Annotated in this window: 19 protein-coding genes; 8 read left to right on the forward strand and 11 right to left on the reverse strand. The window is 69.8% G+C overall.

The window, feature by feature from the left end:
* Nucleotide 1 precedes the first annotated feature (1 nt).
* From JHN45_RS18185 to JHN45_RS18200, 4 genes are all read left to right on the forward strand, one after another.
* A complete protein-coding gene (locus JHN45_RS18185; RefSeq protein WP_201049739.1) occupies nucleotides 2-958 on the forward strand; it encodes a carbohydrate ABC transporter permease in 957 nt (318 codons plus the stop codon).
* Nucleotides 955-1830 (forward strand): carbohydrate ABC transporter permease, encoded by an 876-nt coding sequence (locus JHN45_RS18190; RefSeq protein ID WP_019069833.1) that lies wholly within the window; start codon nucleotides 955-957, stop codon nucleotides 1828-1830. Before JHN45_RS18185 ends, JHN45_RS18190 begins: the two co-directional genes overlap by 4 nt.
* A gap of 39 nt (nucleotides 1831-1869) precedes the next feature.
* Nucleotides 1870-3471 (forward strand): glycoside hydrolase family 13 protein, encoded by a 1602-nt coding sequence (locus JHN45_RS18195; protein WP_201049740.1) that lies wholly within the window; start codon nucleotides 1870-1872, stop codon nucleotides 3469-3471.
* A gap of 212 nt (nucleotides 3472-3683) precedes the next feature.
* On the forward strand, nucleotides 3684-5864 hold the full coding sequence (locus JHN45_RS18200) for a discoidin domain-containing protein (protein ID WP_201049741.1): 2181 nt from the start codon (nucleotides 3684-3686) through the stop codon (nucleotides 5862-5864).
* Here JHN45_RS18200 and JHN45_RS18205 read toward each other — a convergent pair.
* From JHN45_RS18205 to JHN45_RS18220, 4 genes are read right to left on the reverse strand one after another with little or no spacing between them, the layout of a single operon-like run.
* Nucleotides 5833-6651 (reverse strand): ABC transporter ATP-binding protein, encoded by an 819-nt coding sequence (locus JHN45_RS18205; RefSeq protein ID WP_201049742.1) that lies wholly within the window; start codon nucleotides 6649-6651, stop codon nucleotides 5833-5835. The two genes, JHN45_RS18200 and JHN45_RS18205, sit on opposite strands and share 32 nt — an antisense overlap.
* A 20-nt stretch (nucleotides 6652-6671) precedes the next feature.
* Nucleotides 6672-7451, reverse strand: coding sequence for an ABC transporter permease (locus JHN45_RS18210; protein ID WP_200715898.1), 780 nt, complete (start codon nucleotides 7449-7451; stop codon nucleotides 6672-6674).
* Nucleotides 7448-8221, reverse strand: coding sequence for an ABC transporter permease (locus tag JHN45_RS18215; protein ID WP_201049743.1), 774 nt, complete (start codon nucleotides 8219-8221; stop codon nucleotides 7448-7450). The genes JHN45_RS18210 and JHN45_RS18215 overlap by 4 nt, the downstream gene beginning before the upstream one ends.
* Nucleotides 8218-9186, reverse strand: coding sequence for an ABC transporter substrate-binding protein (locus tag JHN45_RS18220; RefSeq protein ID WP_201049744.1), 969 nt, complete (start codon nucleotides 9184-9186; stop codon nucleotides 8218-8220). The genes JHN45_RS18215 and JHN45_RS18220 overlap by 4 nt, the downstream gene beginning before the upstream one ends.
* 202 nt (nucleotides 9187-9388) lie before the next feature.
* Here JHN45_RS18220 and JHN45_RS18225 point away from each other — a divergent pair, with 202 nt between their 5' ends.
* The gene (locus JHN45_RS18225; protein ID WP_201049745.1) at nucleotides 9389-10162 is read left to right on the forward strand and encodes an IclR family transcriptional regulator C-terminal domain-containing protein; all 774 of its coding nucleotides are present in this window, start codon (nucleotides 9389-9391) and stop codon (nucleotides 10160-10162) included.
* Here JHN45_RS18225 and JHN45_RS18230 read toward each other — a convergent pair.
* The 3 genes from JHN45_RS18230 to JHN45_RS18240 are packed head-to-tail and all read right to left on the reverse strand — an operon-like array spanning nucleotide 10113 to nucleotide 12363.
* Complete coding sequence (locus tag JHN45_RS18230) at nucleotides 10113-11126, reverse strand: PDR/VanB family oxidoreductase (protein ID WP_236583789.1); 1014 nt, start codon at nucleotides 11124-11126, stop codon at nucleotides 10113-10115. The two genes, JHN45_RS18225 and JHN45_RS18230, sit on opposite strands and share 50 nt — an antisense overlap.
* Nucleotides 11123-11302 (reverse strand): hypothetical protein, encoded by a 180-nt coding sequence (locus JHN45_RS18235; protein WP_201049746.1) that lies wholly within the window; start codon nucleotides 11300-11302, stop codon nucleotides 11123-11125. The genes JHN45_RS18230 and JHN45_RS18235 overlap by 4 nt, the downstream gene beginning before the upstream one ends.
* Nucleotides 11299-12363, reverse strand: coding sequence for an aromatic ring-hydroxylating dioxygenase subunit alpha (locus JHN45_RS18240; protein WP_201049747.1), 1065 nt, complete (start codon nucleotides 12361-12363; stop codon nucleotides 11299-11301). Before JHN45_RS18240 ends, JHN45_RS18235 begins: the two co-directional genes overlap by 4 nt.
* A 340-nt stretch (nucleotides 12364-12703) precedes the next feature.
* On the opposite strand from JHN45_RS18240, the gene JHN45_RS54400 reads away from it, so the two are divergent.
* Nucleotides 12704-13156 (forward strand): hypothetical protein, encoded by a 453-nt coding sequence (locus tag JHN45_RS54400; protein ID WP_201049760.1) that lies wholly within the window; start codon nucleotides 12704-12706, stop codon nucleotides 13154-13156.
* Between the two features lie 75 nt (nucleotides 13157-13231).
* Here JHN45_RS54400 and JHN45_RS18250 read toward each other — a convergent pair whose 3' ends face one another.
* Nucleotides 13232-13966, reverse strand: a complete 735-nt coding sequence (locus JHN45_RS18250) for an SDR family NAD(P)-dependent oxidoreductase (RefSeq protein ID WP_201049748.1) — start codon at nucleotides 13964-13966, stop codon at nucleotides 13232-13234.
* 112 nt (nucleotides 13967-14078) lie between these two features.
* Between JHN45_RS18250 and JHN45_RS18255 the strand changes: the two genes are divergently transcribed.
* On the forward strand, nucleotides 14079-14705 hold the full coding sequence (locus JHN45_RS18255; protein WP_200715254.1) for a TetR/AcrR family transcriptional regulator: 627 nt from the start codon (nucleotides 14079-14081) through the stop codon (nucleotides 14703-14705).
* A 202-nt stretch (nucleotides 14706-14907) separates the two neighbouring features.
* Here the strand turns inward: JHN45_RS18255 and JHN45_RS18260 are convergent, their stop codons facing one another.
* The 3 genes from JHN45_RS18260 to JHN45_RS18270 all read right to left on the reverse strand — a co-directional run bounded on the left by JHN45_RS18260 (nucleotide 14908) and on the right by JHN45_RS18270 (nucleotide 17452).
* Nucleotides 14908-15678: an MIP/aquaporin family protein gene (locus JHN45_RS18260; protein ID WP_201049749.1), complete on the reverse strand. Its 771-nt coding sequence runs from the start codon at nucleotides 15676-15678 to the stop codon at nucleotides 14908-14910.
* Entirely contained in the window at nucleotides 15675-16412 is a 738-nt protein-coding gene (locus JHN45_RS18265) for a YoaK family protein (protein ID WP_201049750.1), read from the reverse strand. The genes JHN45_RS18260 and JHN45_RS18265 overlap by 4 nt, the downstream gene beginning before the upstream one ends.
* Nucleotides 16413-16507: 95 nt before the next feature.
* The gene (locus JHN45_RS18270; protein ID WP_201049751.1) at nucleotides 16508-17452 is read right to left on the reverse strand and encodes a LysR family transcriptional regulator; all 945 of its coding nucleotides are present in this window, start codon (nucleotides 17450-17452) and stop codon (nucleotides 16508-16510) included.
* Between the two features lie 226 nt (nucleotides 17453-17678).
* Here JHN45_RS18270 and JHN45_RS18275 point away from each other — a divergent pair, with 226 nt between their 5' ends.
* Complete coding sequence (locus tag JHN45_RS18275) at nucleotides 17679-19505, forward strand: amidohydrolase (RefSeq protein ID WP_236583798.1); 1827 nt, start codon at nucleotides 17679-17681, stop codon at nucleotides 19503-19505.
* The last annotated feature ends 74 nt before the right edge of the window (nucleotides 19506-19579 follow it).

The raw sequence follows: 19579 nt of genomic DNA on the forward strand, positions 1-19579 counted from the left end.
GATGACCCGGACGGCCACCCGGAACCCCGTCGAGACGACGGCGGTACGACAGGTCGAGGCGCCGCCCCCGGTAGGGGGCCGGGGGCGGCGCCGCCTCATCGACCAGGCCCGCGCCTACGCGTTCCTCATCGGCGGCCTCATCTGCTTCGCCCTGTTCTCCTGGTACCCGGCGATCCGCGCGGTCGTGATCGCCTTCCAGAAGTACACGCCCGGCTCCTCGCCCGAGTGGGTCGGCACCGCCAACTTCACCCGCGTCTGGCACGACCCCGAGTTCACCGCCGCCTGGCGCAACACCCTCGTCTTCACCCTGCTCGCCCTGCTCATCGGCTTCGCGATCCCCTTCGTACTCGCCCTGGTCCTCAACGAGTTGAGGCACTGGAAGGCCTTCTTCAGGGTCGTCGTCTACCTCCCCGTGATGATCCCGCCGGTGGTCACCGCCCTGCTCTGGAAATGGTTCTACGACCCCGGAGCCGGCCTCGCCAACGAGACGCTGCGCTTCCTGCACCTGCCCACCTCGAACTGGTCCAACGGCACCGACACCGCCCTCATCTCCCTGGTGATCGTGGCCACTTGGGCCAACCTGGGCGGCACCGTCCTCATCTACCTGGCCGCACTCCAGTCCATCCCCGGCGAGCTGTACGAGGCCGCCGAGCTGGACGGCGCGAGCCTGCTGCAACGCGTGCGGCACGTGACGATCCCTCAGACCCGGTTCGTCATCCTGATGCTGATGCTCCTTCAGATCATCGCCACGATGCAGGTGTTCACCGAGCCGTTCGTCATCACCGGAGGCGGTCCGGAGAGCGCGACCGTCACCGTCCTCTACCTGATCTACAAATACGCCTTCCTCTACAACGACTTCGGCGGCGCCTGCGCCCTCAGCGTGATGCTCCTCGTGCTGCTCGGCGCCTTCTCCGCCGTCTATCTGCGGCTGACCCGCTCCGGAGAGGACGACCTGTGAGCACCCGCACGCTGCTCTCCCCGGCCGCGCTCGCCCGGCCCCGCGGCAGGGCCGTCTACTGGACCGTCTTCACCGGCGTCGTCGTGCTCTTCGCGCTCGCCTTCCTCTTCCCCGTCTACTGGATGGTCACCGGCGCCATGAAGTCGCCGGACGAGATCGCGCAGACCCCGCCCACGATCATCCCCAAGCACTGGCACCTCAGCGGCTACACCGACGCCTGGGACCTGATGCAGCTCCCGGAGCACCTGTGGAACACGGTCGTCCAGGCCGCCGGCGCCTGGGCGTTCCAGCTGGTCCTGTGCACGGCCGCCGCCTACGCGCTGTCCAAACTCAAGCCCGCCTTCGGCAAGTTGATCCTCGGCGGCATCCTCGCCACGCTGATGGTCCCCGCGCAGGCCCTGGTCGTACCGAAGTACCTGACCGTCGCCGACCTCCCGCTGATCCACACCAGCCTGCTCAACGACCCCCTCGGCATCTGGCTGCCGGCCGTCGCCAACGCCTTCAACCTGTACCTCCTCAAACGGTTCTTCGACCAACTCCCGCGCGACGTCATGGAGGCCGCCGAGATCGACGGTGCCGGAAAACTCCGCATCCTGTGGTCCATCGTGCTGCCCATGTCCCGGCCCGTCCTCGGCGTCGTCTCGATCTTCGCCCTGGTCGCCGTGTGGCAGGACTTCCTGTGGCCGCTGATGGTCTTCTCCGACACCGACAAACAGCCGATCAGCGTGGCACTCGTCCAGCTGTCGCAGAACATCCAACTGACCGTGCTCATCGCCGCGATGGTGATCGCGAGCATCCCCATGGTCGCCATGTTCCTGGTCTTCCAGCGCCACATCATCGCCGGGATCAGCGCGGGCAGCACGAAGGGCTGACACCGCCCCTCGACGCCCTCCGACAGAAAGGCCAGCACAGTGGGAGAGCCCACCCATGCCCAGAGCCACGACGACTGGTGGCGCTCGGCCGTCATCTACCAGGTGTACGTCCGCAGCTTCGCGGACGGCGACGGCGACGGCACCGGCGACCTCGCGGGCGTCCGCTCCAGACTGCCGTATCTCGCCGAACTCGGCGTGGACGCCCTGTGGTTCACCCCCTGGTACCTGTCGCCGATGAAGGACGGCGGCTACGACGTCGCCGACTACCGCGCCATCGACCCCGCCTTCGGCTCCCTCGCCGAGGCCGAGAAACTCATCGCCGAGGCACGGGAGTTGGGCATCCGCACGATCGTCGACATCGTGCCCAACCACGTCTCCGACCAGCACCCCTGGTTCCGCGCCGCCCTCGCCGGCGGCCCCGAACGCGACCTCTTCCACTTCCGCCCGGGACGCGGCGAACACGGTGAACTCCCGCCCAACGACTGGCCGTCCCAGTTCGCCGCCTCCACCGAACCCGTGTGGACCCGCCTCCCCGACGGCGACTGGTACCTCCACCTCTTCACCCCCGAACAGCCCGACCTCAACTGGGCCCACCCGGCCGTCCGCCAGGAGCACGAGGACATCCTGCGCTTCTGGTTCGAGCGCGGGGTCGAAGGGGTTCGTATCGACTCGGCGGCGCTGCTCGCCAAGGACCCCGACCTGCCCGACTTCGTCGAGGGCCGCGACCCCAACCCCTTCGTCGACCGCGACGAACTCCACGACATCTACCGCGCCTGGCGGGCCGTCGCCGACGAGTACGGCGCCGTCTTCGTCGGAGAGGTCTGGCTCCCCGACACCGAACGCTTCGCCCGCTACCTCCGCCCCGACGAACTCCACACCGCCTTCAACTTCGCCTTCCTGTCCTGCCCCTGGGACCCCGACCGGCTGCGCACCTCGATCGACGAGACCCTCGCCGAGCACGCCCCGATCGGCGCCCCCGCCACCTGGGTCCTGTGCAACCACGACGTGACCCGCACGGTCACCCGCTACGGCCGCTCCGACACCGGCTTCGACTTCGCCACCAAGGCCTTCGGCACCCCGACCGATCTGGCGCTGGGCACCCGGCGCGCCCGGGCGGCGGCGCTGCTGTCGCTTGCCCTGCCCGGGGTGGTCTACCTCTACCAGGGGGAGGAACTGGGGCTGCCCGAGGTCGAGCTGCCGGTCGACCGTATTCAGGATCCGATGTACCTCCGGTCGGGCGGCACCGACCCCGGCCGCGACGGCTGCCGGGTACCGCTCCCGTGGGTGGCCGACGCGCCGTACGCGGGCTTCGGCTCGCGCGGAGAGCCCTGGCTTCCGCAGCCGGTCGGCTGGACATCGTATGCGGTCGACCGTCAGCAGCGGACGGTCGACTCCATGCTCAACCTCTACCGCGAGGCGATCCGCCTCCGGCCGGCCTTCGGCGACGGCCCCCTCACGTGGCTGCCCGCCCCGGCAGGTGTCCTCGCCTTCATCCGCACGGACGGCGCGACCTGCGTGGTCAACCTGTCGGACACGCCCGTCGACCTCCCCGCGCACACCGAACTGCTGCTCACCAGCGGCCCCCTGGACGACCAGGGCCGGCTGCCGCAGGACACGGTGGCCTGGCTGCACACCGCGTAACGCCGACGGGCGACTGCCGACTGCCGACGAGCGACTGCCGACGGTCGGCGATCAACGGTCGGCGATCAACGGTCGACAGCCGACAGCCGACAGCCGACAGCGGCCGGTCGCCAGTCGTCGCGGCCAGTCGACAGCCGACCGTCACCTCGCATCCCGCATCCCGCATCCCGCATCCCGCTATCCCCGCACCCCCACCTCGAAGGGATCAGCACATGCACAGCACCATGCTCAGAACTGTCAGGCGCATGCCAAGTATCGGTGCGGCCGTCGCGCTCGCCGCGGGCATGCTCGTCGCCCTGACCCCCACCGCCGCCCACGCGGCCTCCGGCGCCTCCCTCCCCTTCACCTCCGTCGAGGCCGAGTCCGCCACCACGACCGGGACCAAGATCGGCCCCGACTACACCCAGGGGAGTCTCGCCTCCGAGGCCTCCGGGCGGCAGGCCGTACGGCTCACCTCTGGACAGCGCGTCGAGTTCACCGTGCCGCGCGCGGCCAATGCCGTGAACGTGTCCTACAGCGTCCCGGACGGGCAGAGCGGCAGCCTCGACGTGTACGTCAACGGCACCAAGCTCGCCAAGACGCTCGCCGTCACGTCCAAGTACTCGTACGTCGACACCAGTTGGATCGCGGGCGCCAAGACGCACCACTTCTTCGACAACTCCCGGCTCATGCTCGGCCAGAACGTGCAGCAGGGCGACAAGGTCGCGTTCGTGGCGACCGGTACTCAAGTCACCGTCGACGTCGCCGACTTCGAACAGGTCGCCGGGGCCGCCGGGCAGCCCGCCGGTTCGGTGTCCGTGGTCTCCAAGGGCGCCGACCCCAGCGGCGCGGGTGACTCCACGCAGGCATTCCGGGACGCCATCTCCGCCGCGCAAGGGGGAGTGGTGTGGATCCCGCCGGGCGACTACCGGCTCACCTCCTCCCTCAGCGGCGTACAGAATGTGACATTGCAGGGTGCCGGTCAGTGGTACTCGGTCGTGCACACCTCGCGGTTCATCGACCAGTCCGGTTCCTCCGGCGGCGTCCACATCAAGGACTTCGCCGTCATCGGCGACGTCACCGAGCGCGTCGACTCCAACCCGGACAACTTCGTCAACGGGACGCTGGGGCCAGGGAGTTCGGTCTCCGGAATGTGGATCCAGCACCTCAAGTGCGGCTTCTGGCTGATGGGCAACAACGACAACCTCGTCGTCGAGAACAACCGGATCCTCGACACCACCGCCGACGGCCTCAACCTCAACGGCACCGCCCACGGCGTGATCGTCCGCAACAACTTCCTGCGCAACCAGGGCGACGACTCCCTCGCCATGTGGTCGCTCAACTCCCCGGACACCAACAGCAGTTTCGAGAACAACACGATCTCCCAGCCGAACCTCGCCAACGGCATCGCGATCTACGGCGGCACCAACATCACGGTCCGCAACAACCTGATCTCCGACACCAACGCCCTCGGCAGCGGCATCGCGATCTCCAACCAGAAGTTCCTCGACCCCTTCTACCCCCTCGCCGGCACCATCACGGTCGACGGCAACACCCTCGTCCGCACCGGCGCGATCAACCCCAACTGGGGCCATCCGATGGGCGCGCTGCGCGTCGACTCCTACGACAGCGCGGTTAACGCGACCGTCAACATCACCAACACGACCATCACCAACAGTCCTTACAGCGCCTTCGAGTTCGTGTCCGGCGGCGGGCTCGGCTACTCGACCGGCAACGTCAACGTCAGCGGTGCGACCGTGCAGAACACCGGCACTGTCGTCGTCCAGGCCGAGGCGCAGGGCGCGGCGAAGTTCAGCAACGTACAGGCCACCGGCGTCGGCGCGGCCGGCATCTACAACTGCCCCTATCCGTCCGGCTCCGGCGCCTTCACCCTCACCGACGGCGGCGGCAACTCCGGCTGGAACAGCACCTGGTCGGACTGCTCGACCTGGCCGCAGCCCGGCCAGGGCAACCCGCCCCCGGACCAGAACACCAACCTCGCCAAGGGGCGCCCCGCCACGGCGACCGGCTCGCAGGACGTCTACACGCCCGGCAAGGCGGTCGACGGCGACGCGAACACCTACTGGGAATCCACCAACAACGCCTTCCCGCAGGCCTGGACGGTCGACCTCGGCTCGGCCCAGGCCGTCCGCAGGCTGGTGCTGAAGCTGCCGCCCGCGTCCGCGTGGAGCGCGCGCACGCAGACCGTCACCGTGCTCGGCAGCACCGACGGCGCCTCCTACTCGACGGTCGTCGGTGCCACCGGCTACCGCTTCGACCCGGCGTCCGGCAACATGGTCACCGTGGCCCTGCCCAGCAGCACCAACCTGCGCTATCTGCGGCTCAGCGTCAGCGCCAACTCCGGCTGGCCCGCAGCCCAGTTCAGCGAAGTGGAGGCGTATCAGACTTCGTGAGCCGGTCCTGAACCGGGAGCGTCCCGCGCTTCGCCGCCTGGATCTGCTCGTACACATGGGTCCGCAGTTCGGCGAAGCGCGGGGCCACCCGGGTGTGCAACTGGTCGCGCTCCACGGGCAGATCGACCTTCATCTGCTCCTGTACGACGGTCGGCGACGCGGACAGGACGACCACCCGCTCGCCCAAGTAGACGGCCTCGTCGATGTCGTGGGTCACGAAGAGGATCGTGATGCCGCGCTCCCGCCACAACCCCCGTACCAGGTCCTCCAGATCGGCCCGGGTCTGCGCGTCGACCGCCGCGAACGGCTCGTCCATCAGCAGGACTTCGGGCTCGTAGGCGAGTGCGCGGGCGATCGCGACCCGCTGCTGCATGCCGCCGGACAGCTGCCACGGATACGCTCCGGCCGCATCCGTCAGGCCCACCGACTCCAGCGCGTCCGCGACCAGTTCCCTGCGCCGGGACGTGCTCAAGTCTTTTTGCTTCAGGGGGAGTTCGACGTTCTCGCCGACCCGCATCCAGGGGAACAGGCTGCGTCCGTACTCCTGGAACACGAACGCCATCCCGGGCGGTGGACCGCTCACCTTCCGTCCGTTCAGGAGGACTTCGCCCGCGGTCGGGGTGAGCAGTCCGCCCATGCACTTGAGCAGAGTGGTCTTGCCGCAGCCCGACGGGCCGACGAGACAGACGAGTTCGCCGGCTTCGACGGTGAAGGTGAGGTCCCGCACCGCCTCCACCCGGCGGCCGGAACCCTCGTAGACCTTGTTGAGGCCGCGTACGTCGAGCATGGACCGCCCTTTCACGATGTTCACGGGGACCGGCGGGTGGCCGCGCGCAGGCCGTGGTACCAGCCGAGCACCCGCCGCTCGACCACCTGGAAGACGACGGAGAGCAGGAATCCCAGCATCCCGAGGACGAGGATGCCCGTCCACATGTCGGGCACCGCGAAACTGCGCTGGAACTGGACGACGGTGTAACCGAGTCCGTCGGTGCCTGCGAACATCTCGCTGATGACCATGAGGATGATCCCGATGGACAGCGCCTGACGCAGCCCGGTGAAGATCTGCGGGCTCGCCGAGCGCAGCACCAGGCTCCGCAGGCGGGCGGTGCCGGTGATGCCGTAGGAGAGGGCCGTCTCCTTCATGACCGGGTCGACCGCGCGGACGCCCTCGACCGTGTTGAGGAGGATCGGCCAGACGCAGCCGCTCGCGATGACCACGATCTTCATCGTGTCGCCGATGCCAGCGAACAGCATGATGACCGGGACCAGGACCGGCGGTGGCACCGCGCGCAGGAACTCCAGGACCGGTTCGCACACCGCGCGCACCCGCCGGTAGGAGCCGATGACCGTGCCGAGCGCGACCCCGGCGACGGCCGCCGCGGCGTAACCGGCCGTCAGCCGCAGCACACTTGGGAGGACGTCGGTCCTGAAGCGGTCGGCGGTCCACACGTCCGGGAACGTCTTGAGGATGGTCCGCAGCGGGGGCCAGAACACATTGGTGCTGCCGTCCGACGCCAGCCACCAGACGGTGAGCAGCACCGCCGGGAGCGCGACCACGAACAGCAGCCGGAGCAGGACCCGCCTCACACCGCCACCTCTCCGCGCACGGACTGGTGCCAGGCCAGCGCCCGCCGCTCCACCGTCCGGGCGCCCACGTTGATGATCAACCCGAGCAGACCGGTCACCACGATCAGCGCGTACATCTCGGGCACCGCCTGCGAGCTCTGCGCGACCATGATCGTGGCGCCCAACCCCGGTGCCCCGATGACCAGTTCGGCGGTGATGGTGAGGATCAGCGCGACGGCCGCCGCCAGCCGTACGCCGGTCATGACGTACGGCAGCGCGCTCGGCCACAGCACGTGCCGGACCCGCGCCCAGGTGCCGAGACCGTAGGACCGCGCCGTCTCCTCGGCGACCGGGTCGACGTCCTGGACGCCGTAGAGGACCTGGATGAGGATCTGCCAGAAGGAGGCGTAGACGACGAGCAATAGCACCGACTTCAGTTCGGTGCCGTACAACAGCACTGCGAGGGGGATGAGGGCGACCGAGGGGATCGGGCGCAGGAACTCGATGGTCGAGGCGGTCGCCTCGCGGAGGTAGGGGACGACGGAGAGCAGGACGCCCGCGACGATGCCCGCGCCGACGGCGATCGCGAGGCCGAGGGCCCAGCCGGTGAGGGTGTCGCCGAGCGCCGACCAGAACGCGCCGTCGTTTAGCTCGGTCCAAAACGCGGAGGCGATCCTGCTGGTCGGCGGGAAGTAGGCCTCCTTGACGATGCCGACGCGCGGCACGACCTCGCCGAGGGCGAGGAAGGCCGCGAGTCCGGCCGCACTGAGTGCGGTGTTCAGTCCTTTCACGGGAGCAGCGTGTTCAGATCGGGGGTCTTCTTGAAGAGGCCGTCGGTCTCGCTCAGCTTCTCCAGTGCCTCGATCGACGAACGGTTGGGATCGGCGGGCCACTTGGGCAGGATCACCTTGGCCAGCACACTGGCCGGGACCTTGGTGTAGGTGGCGACGATCTGGCGGACCTCGTCCGGGTGGGCGTCGGCGTAGGCCAGGGACTCGGCGGTGGCCTCCTGGAACTTCTTGACCACGTCAGGGTTCTTCGTCGCGTACGCCGAGGACGTGAAGTACATGGCGACGGTGAGGTTCGGGGCGACGTCGACCAGCGGCCAGGCGATCTGCTGGGCGCCCTGGTTCAGCATGGTGGTGAGCGCAGGTTCGACGGCCATCGCGGCGTCGATCTGGCCCTTGTCGAGCGCGGCCGGCATCTGGTCGAAGGCCAGCTCGACGAACTTCACCTTGTCCGGGTCGCCGCCGGCCTTGCGGACGGATTCGCGTACGGCCGTCTCGTTGATGTTCTTCAGCGTGTTGACCGCGACCTTCTTGCCCTCCAACTCCTTCGCCGACTTCAGCGTGCTGCCCTTCTTGACGACCAGGGCACCAAAGTCCTTGCCCGACACGCCGGTTGACGCGACACCGTTGGCGATGGCCTTCACCGGGACGTCGTTGGACTGGGCGAGCATGAGCGAGGTCATGTTGGAGAAGCCGAACTGGAACTGGCCGCTCACCACCCCCGGCACGATGGCCGCGCCGCCCTGCGCGAGCGTCATGGTCAGTTTCAGGCCGTGCTTGCTGTAGAAGCCCTCCTTCTGGCCGAGGTAGAGGGGGGCGACATCGACGATGGGGATGACCCCCACCTTGACCGTGGTGGTGCCCCCCGAGGCCGTGCTCTTCGACGAACTCGACCCGTCGGACGAGCCGCAGGCCGCGGTGGCGAGCAGGAACGTGCCGACCGTGAGACCGGCGAGCAGACGACGCATACGGCTCCTCCTGTGCAGACAACGGTGTTCCGACAGGCTGTGCGCACAGCGCACAGTGGTGCTCTTCTTGGTGCTCAGCGGGAACGTAGAACCCTGCGTTGGACCGGGTCAATGGTTTGGCTAACAAAATTGTTGACAGTTATCGAATCGCGCTTCTACCGTGCTCCCGGAGCGCACCCCGTGCGTCCGTCTGGAGGCGACGATGCCTGCGGCAGTCCGCGCACCGCACTTCGTGAGGTCCTTCGAGCGCGGCCTCGCCGTCATCCGCTCCTTCGACGCTGAGCATCCCGCCCGGACGCTCAGCGAGGTGGCCCGCGCCTGCGAGTTGACCCGCGCCGCGGCCCGCCGGTTGCTGCTGACCCTGGCCGACCTCGGCTACGTCCAGTCCGACGGGCGCCTCTTCCGGCTCACCCCGCGCGTCCTGGAACTCGGCTACTCCTACCTCGCGGGCTCCACGCTGCCGCAGATCGTGGCACCGCATCTGGAGCAACTCGTCGCGCGGACAGGGGAGTCGGCGTCCCTGTGCGTCCTCGACGGCGACGACGTCGTCCACATCGCCTGTCTCCCGGCCCGCAGGATCGTGGCCGCCACGATCATCGTGGGCACGCGTCACCCGGCCCACGCCACCGCCGCGGGCCGGGTGCTCCTCGCCCACCTGCCGGGTGTGGAACTGGCCGCCCGTCCGTCAACCGACGTACTGCACAAGGAACTTCACCGGATACGGCACGAGGGGTACGCGCTCGTCGACGAGGAGCTGGAGGAGGGGCTCAGAACGATCGCCGCCCCGGTGCGGGACCGGGACGGCGCGGTGGTCGCCGGCGTGAGCGTCGGGGTGCACGCCGGCCGGCACTCCGCCGAGGCCGTACGACGGGACCTGCTGCCCCAGTTGCTGGCGGCGGTGGCGCTCATCGACGACGATCTGCGGATCACAGATCGAGCACGAGCCGCTTCCCCAGGCAGCGCGAGACGCAGATGAGCATGGTCTCGCCGGCCGCCCGCTCCTCCTCGCTCAGCACCGAGTCCCGGTGGTCCGGGGTGCCTTCGATGACGTCGGTCTCGCAAGTCCCGCAGGTGCCCTCGGTGCAGGAGAACAGCACCTCGACCCCCGCGGCGCGCACGGTGTCGAGCACGGACACGCCCACCGGGACAGTGACGGTCTTTCCGCTCTGCTCCAGTACGACCTCGAACTCGCTGTCGGCGCCCGCCTGTTGGACCTTCGGCTGGAACCGCTCGATGTGCAGGATGCCGCTCGGGCACCGTGCTTCGACCGCGTCGAGCAGCGGTCCGGGACCGCAGCAGTAGACGAGGGTGCCCTCGGGTACGTCGTCCAGGACGGACGGCAGGTCCAGCAGTCCGACCTCGTCCTGCGGAGCGACGGTGACCCGGTCGCCGTAGCGGCTCAACTCCTCCGTGAACGCTATGGAGTTGCGGGTGCGACCGCCGTAGAGCAGGCTCCACTCCGCGCCCGCCGCCTGTGCCGCGGCGAGCATCGGAAGGAGCGGGGTGATGCCGATGCCGCCCGCGACGAAGCGGTAGCGGGGGGCGGGCTCCAGACGGAAGTGGTTGCGCGGTCCGCGCACCCGCACCTTGTCGCCCTGCCTCAACTGCTCGTGCACATACGCCGATCCGCCCCGCCCGTCCGGCTCGCGAAGCACCGCGATCCGCCATGCCGTACGGTCCGCCGGGTCGCCGCACAGCGAGTACTGGCGCTCCAGACCGGGGCCGAGTACGACGTCGATGTGCGCGCCCGGCTCCCAGAGCGGCAGTTGCTCGCCGAGCGGGTGGCGCAGGGTGAGGGCGAGCACGCCGTCGGCCGCGAACTCGCGTCGTTCGACGACGAGTTCAGTGTCGGTCGCGAACGTCCGCTGGTCGGCGCCGAGTTCGGTGTCGGCTGCGAACTCCTGCCGGTCGGCGGCGAGTTCGGCCTCGGAGGTGGTCATGCCTCGGCTCCCTGCGGCTCGTCGACCGAGTGGCCCCGGGGGTGGGCGAGCATCCACTCCCACATCTCGATCGGGTCCTGGGACGTGTGCTCGCGTCCGCAGTGGCAGGTGCCGTGCAGGATGTCGGTGCCCGGCAGCCAGTCGATGCGGTAGACCTCGCCGGTCGGAGCGGTCACTGGACCTTCTCCACCGGCTTGGCGCCCTCCTCGACCAGTCGGGCGAGGATACGGCGGGCGGCGAGACCGCCGGTGTCGATGTTGATGCTCAACTCCTGGTAGCCGCTGCGCTCCGAACCCAGCGTCTTCTGAAGGAGGTTGAGGGCGTCCACGTCCTGCATGACGACGGTGTGGTTGTTGGCCCGCAGGAACTCGGTGACCTCGGCGTCGTCCGTGGCCCAGTCGCGCGAGACCGCCCAGAAGTCGTACACCTTGCCGTCGGAGGAGGGCGTGATGGCGTAGGTGATCTCGGTGTGGAAGCCGTTCGGGTCGCTGCCGTCCTCCTCGGGGAGTACGCCGACCGGGGCGATCCGGCTGTGCAGGAGGTAGAGGCAGGGCGCGTGGTACTCGATGTCCTGCCAGCGGGTGATCCGCCCCTGGATGCCGGTGGACCTGGCGTAGAACGGCGGGCACTCGGCGTCGTCCATGTGCCGGCTCACCCGTACGACACCGGCGCCCTCGTCCACCTCGGTGGTGATCGGCGTCTCGGCGACCTCGGGGGAGCCGATGTAACCGCCGTGCAGATACGTCTCGTGGGAGAGGTCGAGGAGGTTGTCGACGAGGAGGCCGTAGTCGGCGTCGATCGGCTCCATGCCGCTGACGGTGACCCACTCGGGGGAGGCGAGGTGCGGGGCCCGAGGGATGACCTGCGGGTCGGCGAGCGCCGGGTCGCCGATCCACACCCAGACCAGCGCGTCCTGCTCGACCACCGGGTACGAGGCGACGCGGGCGGTGCGGGGGATGCGCTTCTGCCCCGGCACGTACACGCAGCTGCCCGTCGTGTCGTACGTGAACCCGTGGTACCCGCACACGATCCGGTCCCCGTCGAGCCGGCTCTCGGAGAGCGGGAACCGCCGGTGCACACACCGGTCGTGCAGCGCCACGGCGGTGCCGTCGTCCTCGGTGCGGTAGAAGACGAGGGGCTCGCCGAGAATCGTCCGGCCGAGCAGATCACGGCCGACCTCGTGGCTGTAGGCGGCGACGTACCACTGGTTCCTGGCGAAGGCGGTCATGTGCGGCATCGTTGCGGCTCCCGTCGTTGGGTGATGGCGACATCGTCGGGAAGGGCGTCACCGGGGCGCAATACCTCTTCCGTCTCGCGGAAGGGGCAGGGGGAACTGCCAGTTCAGGGCGGGGCTCGTCTGCGGAAGTGGAATGGAATCAGGGGTGCGACGGGCCGACGACTTCGCGAGCGTTTCCGTCGGTGGGTTGCGTCAACTTTGGCGTTCGTGCCGGTTGATGGCGCCGGAAGTCTCAGAAAAGGCCCAGAGCACAGGGAGGGACAGAGCAGTGCGGACTGGACCTTGGAGCCCAGTGGTCGGGTGACCGGCGCTCGGATCACGACCTGCGGGATCCTGGCCCATGAAGATCGACGACGATCCTGCGTGCGCCATTGGCAGTGATTCGGCGGAGCCCGCCAAGCCTCGGACGCCCCGCAGTGAGCGGTTCGTCGCGTGGGCCTGGCGGGCGAAGGCACACGAGCTGATCGAGCGGCTCGTCGCCGTAGGACGTGTCCGGATCACCGACCCCGATGACGACGAGATCGCGGAGTGGCGGCGCGTCGTCGACCACGCGAAGCGGCACGGCCTGGAACCGGCGGGCAAGCGCGTCGAGTTGTGCCTCACTCCGGCCTGCACGACCTGGCCGGACTGCACGCCCTGGCCGGCCCGATCGAAGCCCGCTTCGGGCCGCTGCGGCAGATCACCGTCGCCGACTCCCACCACCGCAGCCACACCGCGCAGCCTCTGCTGTGCGCGCCCGCCATCCCGACGTGCCGGCTGCTCGGCGCCGCGAACGTGCCCGCATGCGCGGTGAGAAGGCAGCCGCTGGGCCGGGCGCCCTCTCGAAGTCGCCGCTCGACGAACCCGGTGGACCAACGCGGTCGCAGTACTAGACGGCGGTGCGTCCGGCGTCGGCCGCGAGGGTGGTGCCGGTGAGGTAGCTCGCGCGGTCCGAGGCGAGGAAGAGGATCACCTCGGCGATCTCGCGTGGTGTCGCGAGCCGGCCGAGCACGGTGGTCTTCGCGACCTGCTCGGCACCCTCCTCACCCATGGTGGCCAGGACCATGTCGGTCCGCGTGGGACCTGGCGCGACGGCGTTCACGCGCACGCCGGCCGGACTGAACTCGGCGGCCCAGGTGCGCGTCAGCGACTCCAGCGCGGCCTTGGTGGCGCCGTAGACGGACAGGCCGGGCATGCCGATGCGGGCGGCCATGCTGCTGACGTTGACGATGCTGCCGGAGCCCTTGGCGATCATGGCGGGAACCAGGGCCGCGGTGAGGAGGTACGGGGCGCGGACGTTGGCCGCGAGGGTCTCGTCGAGCGTTGCGGGGTCCTGGTCCACGGTCGGCGAACCGGGGAAGATCGCCGCGTTGTTGACCAGGATGTCGACCGGCCCGGCGGCTTCGGCGAGGTGGCGCAGCGCGGCCGGGTCGGTGAGGTCGGCGGCGACGAAGCGCGCCCGGCCGCCGGTGTCCGTGATCGACCGTACGGTCGCGGCCCCGCGCTCGGCGTTGCGGCCGGAGACGACGACCTCGGCGCCGGCCGCGGCCAGCAGCCGGGCCGTTTCGGCGCCGATGCCGCCCGTCGAACCGGTGATGAGGGCGACCTTGTCGGAGAGTTCCATGCCGGGTCCTTCCGGAAGTCCGGCCGTGGGTGACGGCCGGAATGGATTAGGTGACCCAGAATGGTTCGAGAAAAATGGGTTGTCCAATCCAGAATCTGCTAGCGTCGTGGGTATGAGTACCGAGGTGCGGCGGCCCGCCGAGAAGAAGCTGACCCGCAAGGGACAGGAGACCCGGCGCCGGATCGTCGCCGCCGCCGCGCAGCTCATGTACGAGCGAGGCGTGACCGAGGCGACGCTGGAGGATGTCCGGGCAGCCGCCGGGGTGAGCGGCTCGCAGATCTACCACTACTTCGCCGACAAGCAGGAACTGCTGCTGGCCGTGATCGAGTTCCAGACCGAGGCGGTGCTGGACATGCAGAAACCGCTCTTCAGCGGGCTCGACACCATGAAGGGGCTACGGCAGTGGCGGGACGCGCTGGTCGAGTACCAACTCCGGATGCAGTGCCGCGGCGGCTGTCCGATCGGCTCCCTCGGCAGCGAGATCGCCGAGACCAACCCGGAGGCGCGGCTCGCCGCGGCCAGCGGCTTCCTGCGCTGGGAGTCGGCGATCCGCGGCGGCCTCCGGGCGATGCACGACCGCGGTGAACTCGACGCCGATCCCGACGACCTCGCCCTCGCCACGCTCGCCGCACTCCAGGGCGGTCTGCTGCTCACCCAACTGCAACGCCAGGTCAGGCCGTTGGAGGTGGCGCTGGACACGATGCTCGACCACATCGAAGGCCGCACGAGGCGAGTGTGATGCGGGACCGTTCCAATCCTTGAGGCGCGGTTCGCCGCCCACCCCGCGAACCCGGCGCATCCTCCCGGCCGGAGCCCTGGCCGCAGCGTCACTGCTCGACCGGGACCGGGACCGAGTCGGCAGGCCTGGCCGGCCGGTCGTTTCGGGGTCAGGCTTCCGCACGGATGCGCAGCCGGTCTTCCGCCTCGCGGAAGGGGTTCGGCTACGGCTGGGGAGCCGGGGCCGGTTCCTCGGTGGTCGACATCTGTGCTGTCGTACGGCGGCGGGTGGTGATGCCGTTGATCACGACCGTCGCCGCGAGCGCCCCGAGCGGCGGGGCGAGCAGATAGACCGGCAGGAGGGAGAGGTCTCCGGAGAACAGCGCCGGGCCGAACTCCCGCGCAGGGTTGGCGATTCCGCCGGACAGGGTGCCGAAGGCGATGATCTGGGCGGCGATCATCGTGCCGACCGCCCAGGGGGTGAAGGGGCCGAGTCCGCGGCTGGAGACGCCGATTCCTGCGACGGCGACGATGACGAACATCGTGGCGGCCTCGATCACGGCGACCGCGGCCCAACTCCAGCCGGGGGCGGGCCTGATGACGGCGAACTCCACGGCGGGGGAGGCGAACACCGGGCCCCAGACCAGTCGTCCGGCCGCGATGCCGAGCAGCGAACCGAGCAGTTGGCCCGCGATGAACGGCGCGACATCGCGGCCGGGTGTGCGGCCGTAGCGCCACATCGCGAGGGTGATCGCCGGGTTGATGTGGCCGCCGGTCACCCGGCCCCAGGGGGAGAGCATGACGGCGGTGACCGTGTAGCCGGAGAGCGGGGCCACGGCGAGGAGCCGGCCCTCTGGAACGTTCCACCAGCCGCCCGCCGCCGGGTCGAGGGTGCCCATCAGCCAGCGGACCGTCGTGGCCACGACGAACAACATCAGTGCTGTCAGGGCGAGTTCGAGGAGAGCCGAGTGCAGCGTGCGCCGGTTCGCGCTCACAGCGGCTTCGTCCACGCGGCGTCTGAGCGGGTCAGCACGAACGCGGTGCCGGAGGCCGCCACCAGCAGCAGCGCGGCGAACAGCAGGGGCAGGGCCCGGCCGCCGTGCTCGACCGCGACGGCACCGGCCAGGCCGCCCGCGAACATCGCCGCCGCCGACAGCAGCCGACGGCCGATCCTGCTGCCCTTGCCGCCCGCGAGACGGCTGTCGGCGGCGACCCCGGTGATGGTGAGCGTCAGTACCGTCGTGGTCAGGTCGGGCACGGCCAGGGCGCGGGCGGTGGCGTTCTGCACGCCCATCGCCAGGCCGAGGAGCGCGATCAAGACGTATTGGACCGCTCCACTCACGTGCGCGGTGTCCGCGGTCTGCGCGACGACGTATGCCGCCAGGACCAGGGTCGTCTCCAGCAGAAGGGCCAGGTGCAGGACCCGTCCCCGATGGGCGCCGGCCGTGTGGGCGAGCCGGCCGCCGAGCAGGGCGCCCGCGGCGAACGCGGCCAGCGCGGCGAGGGACGCGACCAGCGAGAAACCGGCCGCGCCCGCGATCGCGAAGCCGGAGAAGACGACGTTGCCGGTCATGTTGGCGACGAAGACATGGCCCAGGACGAGATAGCTGAAGGCGTCCACGAGCCCGGTCACCACCGTCAGCGCGAGCATGAGCGGGGGGAGTGGACCGTGCCGGTCCTTCATGTCCGGGACGACCGTGGACCAGGCGTCCCGCAGTACGGCAGACATGGCAGTGCTCCCCTTCGCAGGCTCTCGGGCTTCTCCATGAGCCTCGCGCCGCGGGAGCGTTTCGTCCAACATATGGATGCGGACGCAGCGATCTGCTACGCCGATTGATCGCCCCGGCCGCTGACCGCGTGCCGTTCCACCACTTCGAGGAACGCGGCGGCGGCCGGCGCCAGCCGCTTGCTGTCGTGGACCACGCAGATGGTGTGGACCGCCGCCTCGTCCGCGACCCGGAGCGCGCGGGCGCCGTACGGCAGGGAGCCCTGGGGGTCGGCGCCCGGCGCGGAGTCGGTGAACACGGACGAGCGCGGTACCACCGTCACGCCGATGCCCCGCGCGGCCAGCCGGATCATGTCGTGGATCTGGCCGACCTGGAAGTGCTGGCCGGGTTCCACCCCGGCGCGCGCGAAGGCCGCCTCCACCTGGCGGCGCAGCCCGCTGCCCCGGGTGAACTGGATGAGCTGGTGGCTCTCCGGCAGGTCCGCCAGGTCGACGGCGTCACGGTCGGCCAGGGCGTGATCGGCGGGCACGATCAGCATCAGCGGGTCGACGGCCAGCACCAAGTGGTCGAGCCCTTCCGGGACTTGGCGCGGTCCAAGACCGACGACCGCGATGTCGAGGTCACCGGCCAGGACCGACGCGGCCATCTGCGCGCTGGGCGCGTTGGTCACATGGAAGTCGATGCCCGGGTAGCGGGCGTGGTAGTCGGCCATCACCTCGACCAGGTCGACGGAGGAGGCGCGCGTCTGGACCAGTCCGAGGCGCAGCCGCCCGCGCCGCAGCCCGGACAGCGCGTCGAGGGCCGCCTGTGCGTTGTCGACGTCGGCGAGGACGCGACGGGCCAGCGGTTCCAGGAGTTCCCCGGCGGCCGTGAGCCGTACGGAACGGCTGGTGCGGCTGAACAGCTTGGCGCCCACGTCCTTCTCCAGCCGGGCGATCTGCTGGCTCAGCGCGGACTGGGCGACATAGCAACTGGCCGCCGCCTGCGTGAAGTTGCGGGTCTCGGCGACGGCAAGGAAGTACTTCAGGTGACGCAGGTCCATGGCCTCATCCGTTCATCCGTCCAGCCAGCCAGCCAGCCAGCCGTCCAGCCAGCCAGCCAGCCGTCCAGCTCCATCTGTCCAGATCCATTCGTCCATCCGTCCATTAATCGGTCTGGCCGATCGATTTGAGCAGAACCATGTGTTGGACCGATCCATCCTCGCAAACCTAGCGTCGAGACGCCACCAGCCGACCGACCTCTCAGGAGCCGACGTGTCCAGCAGCACCATGCCCGTGGGCGGCATACGTCCTTACGACGGGGTCCGGCACCCCGCGCAACTCGTCGTCCGCAACGGTCGTATCCACACCGGCGACCCCGCCCGCCCGGCGGCCTCCGCCGTGGCCATCACCGACGGTGTCTTCAGCGCCGTGGGAGACGACGCGACCGTGGCCCCGCACATCGGCCCGGACACCCGCGTCGTGGACGCGCTCGGGCGACGGGTGATCCCCGGCCTCAACGACTCCCATCTGCACGTCATCCGGGGCGGGTTGAACTACCTCCTCGAACTGCGCTGGGACGGAGTACGGTCCCTGCGCACCGCGCTGCGCATGCTGCGCGAGCAGGCCGAGCGCACCCCAACTGGGCAGTGGGTGAGGGTGGTTGGCGGCTGGACCGGCGAACAGTTCGCGGAGAAGCGGCTGCCGACGGTCTCCGAGTTGAATGCGGCGGCCCCCGACACCCCTGTGTTCGTCCTGCACTTGTACCAGTCGGCGATCCTCAACCGGGCCGCGCTGGAGGCCGTCGGCTTCACGCGTGACTCGCCGAACCCGCCCGGCGGCGAGATCGTCCGCGACTTCGCGGGAAACCCCACCGGCGTCCTGCTCGCCGCGCCCGCCGCCGGACTGCTCTACTCCACCCTCGCCAAGGGTCCGATCCTCGCCCCCGAGGACCAACTCGGCTCCACCCGCCACTACTTGCGCGAACTGAACCGCTTCGGCATCACCAGCGCCATCGACGCCGCGGGCGGCTTCCAGAACTTCCCCGACAACTACGCGGCCGTCACCGAACTCGCCGAACGCGGCGAACTCACGGTCCGTATCGCCTACCACCTCTTCCCGCAGACCGCCGGACAGGAACTCGACGACTTGCGCCGCTGGATCGGCATGGTCAGCCCGGGCGACGGTGACGAGTGGCTGCGCTGCAACGGCGCCGGCGAGAACCTCGCCTGGTCCCCGGCCGACTTCGAGAACTTCGCCGAACCCCGCCCCCGACTCACCGCCCGCGCAAGCCAGGACCTGGAGGCGGCGGCCCGGCTCCTGCTCGACAACGGCTGGGGCTTCCGCCTCCACGCCACCTACGACGAGACCATCCGTCAGGATCTCGACGTCTTCGAGAAGATCGCCGCGGACGGCGCCTTCCCGGCCGACACGCGCTGGCTGTTCGACCACGCCGAGACCGTCAGCCAGGAGAGCCTGGACCGGATCAAGGCACTCGGCGGCGCCGTCTCCGTGCAGAACCGCATGATGTTCCAGGGCAAGGCGTTCATCGACCGCTACGGCGCCGAGCGCGCCGCGACCGCACCCCCGATCCGCGCCATGCGCGACACCGGCCTGCTGGTCGCCGCCGGCACCGACGCCACCCGCGTCTCCAGCTACAACCCCTGGCTCTCCCTGTCCTGGCTGGTCACCGGCCGCACCATCGGCGACACCCTGCTCTACCCGGCCGAGAACCGCGTGGACCGTTCCACCGCCCTGGAGATGTACACCAGCGCCGGCGCCCACCTGACCGGCGAGTCCGACGTCAAGGGCACCATCACCGAGGGCAAGTACGGCGACCTGGCGATCCTGTCCGCCGACTACTTCTCCGTCGCCGACGAGGACATCGACCGCATCGAGGCCCTGGTGACCGTGGCGGGCGGCAAGGTCGTGCACGCGGCCGGCGAGTACGAGAACATCGCCGCCCCGCTCCCCGAGATCAGCCCCGCCTGGAGCCCGGTCGCCCGCTTCGGGGGCTTCCAGGCGGCGAGAGGCGCACGACAGGCCGAGGGCTCGGGCGCACGACAGGCCCGTGCGTTCGTGGACGCCGCCACCGACTCCGAGGAACAGCGCGCCTAGCGCGAGCGGCGCGGCGACCTCGACCACGTACCGTCCATGCCGCACCAACTCGGCGGTGCGCTCGACCCGTTGGA

It is taken from the genome of Streptomyces sp. MBT53 (assembly GCF_016654115.1).
In the GTDB taxonomy this organism is placed as follows: Bacteria; Actinomycetota; Actinomycetes; order Streptomycetales; family Streptomycetaceae; genus Streptomyces.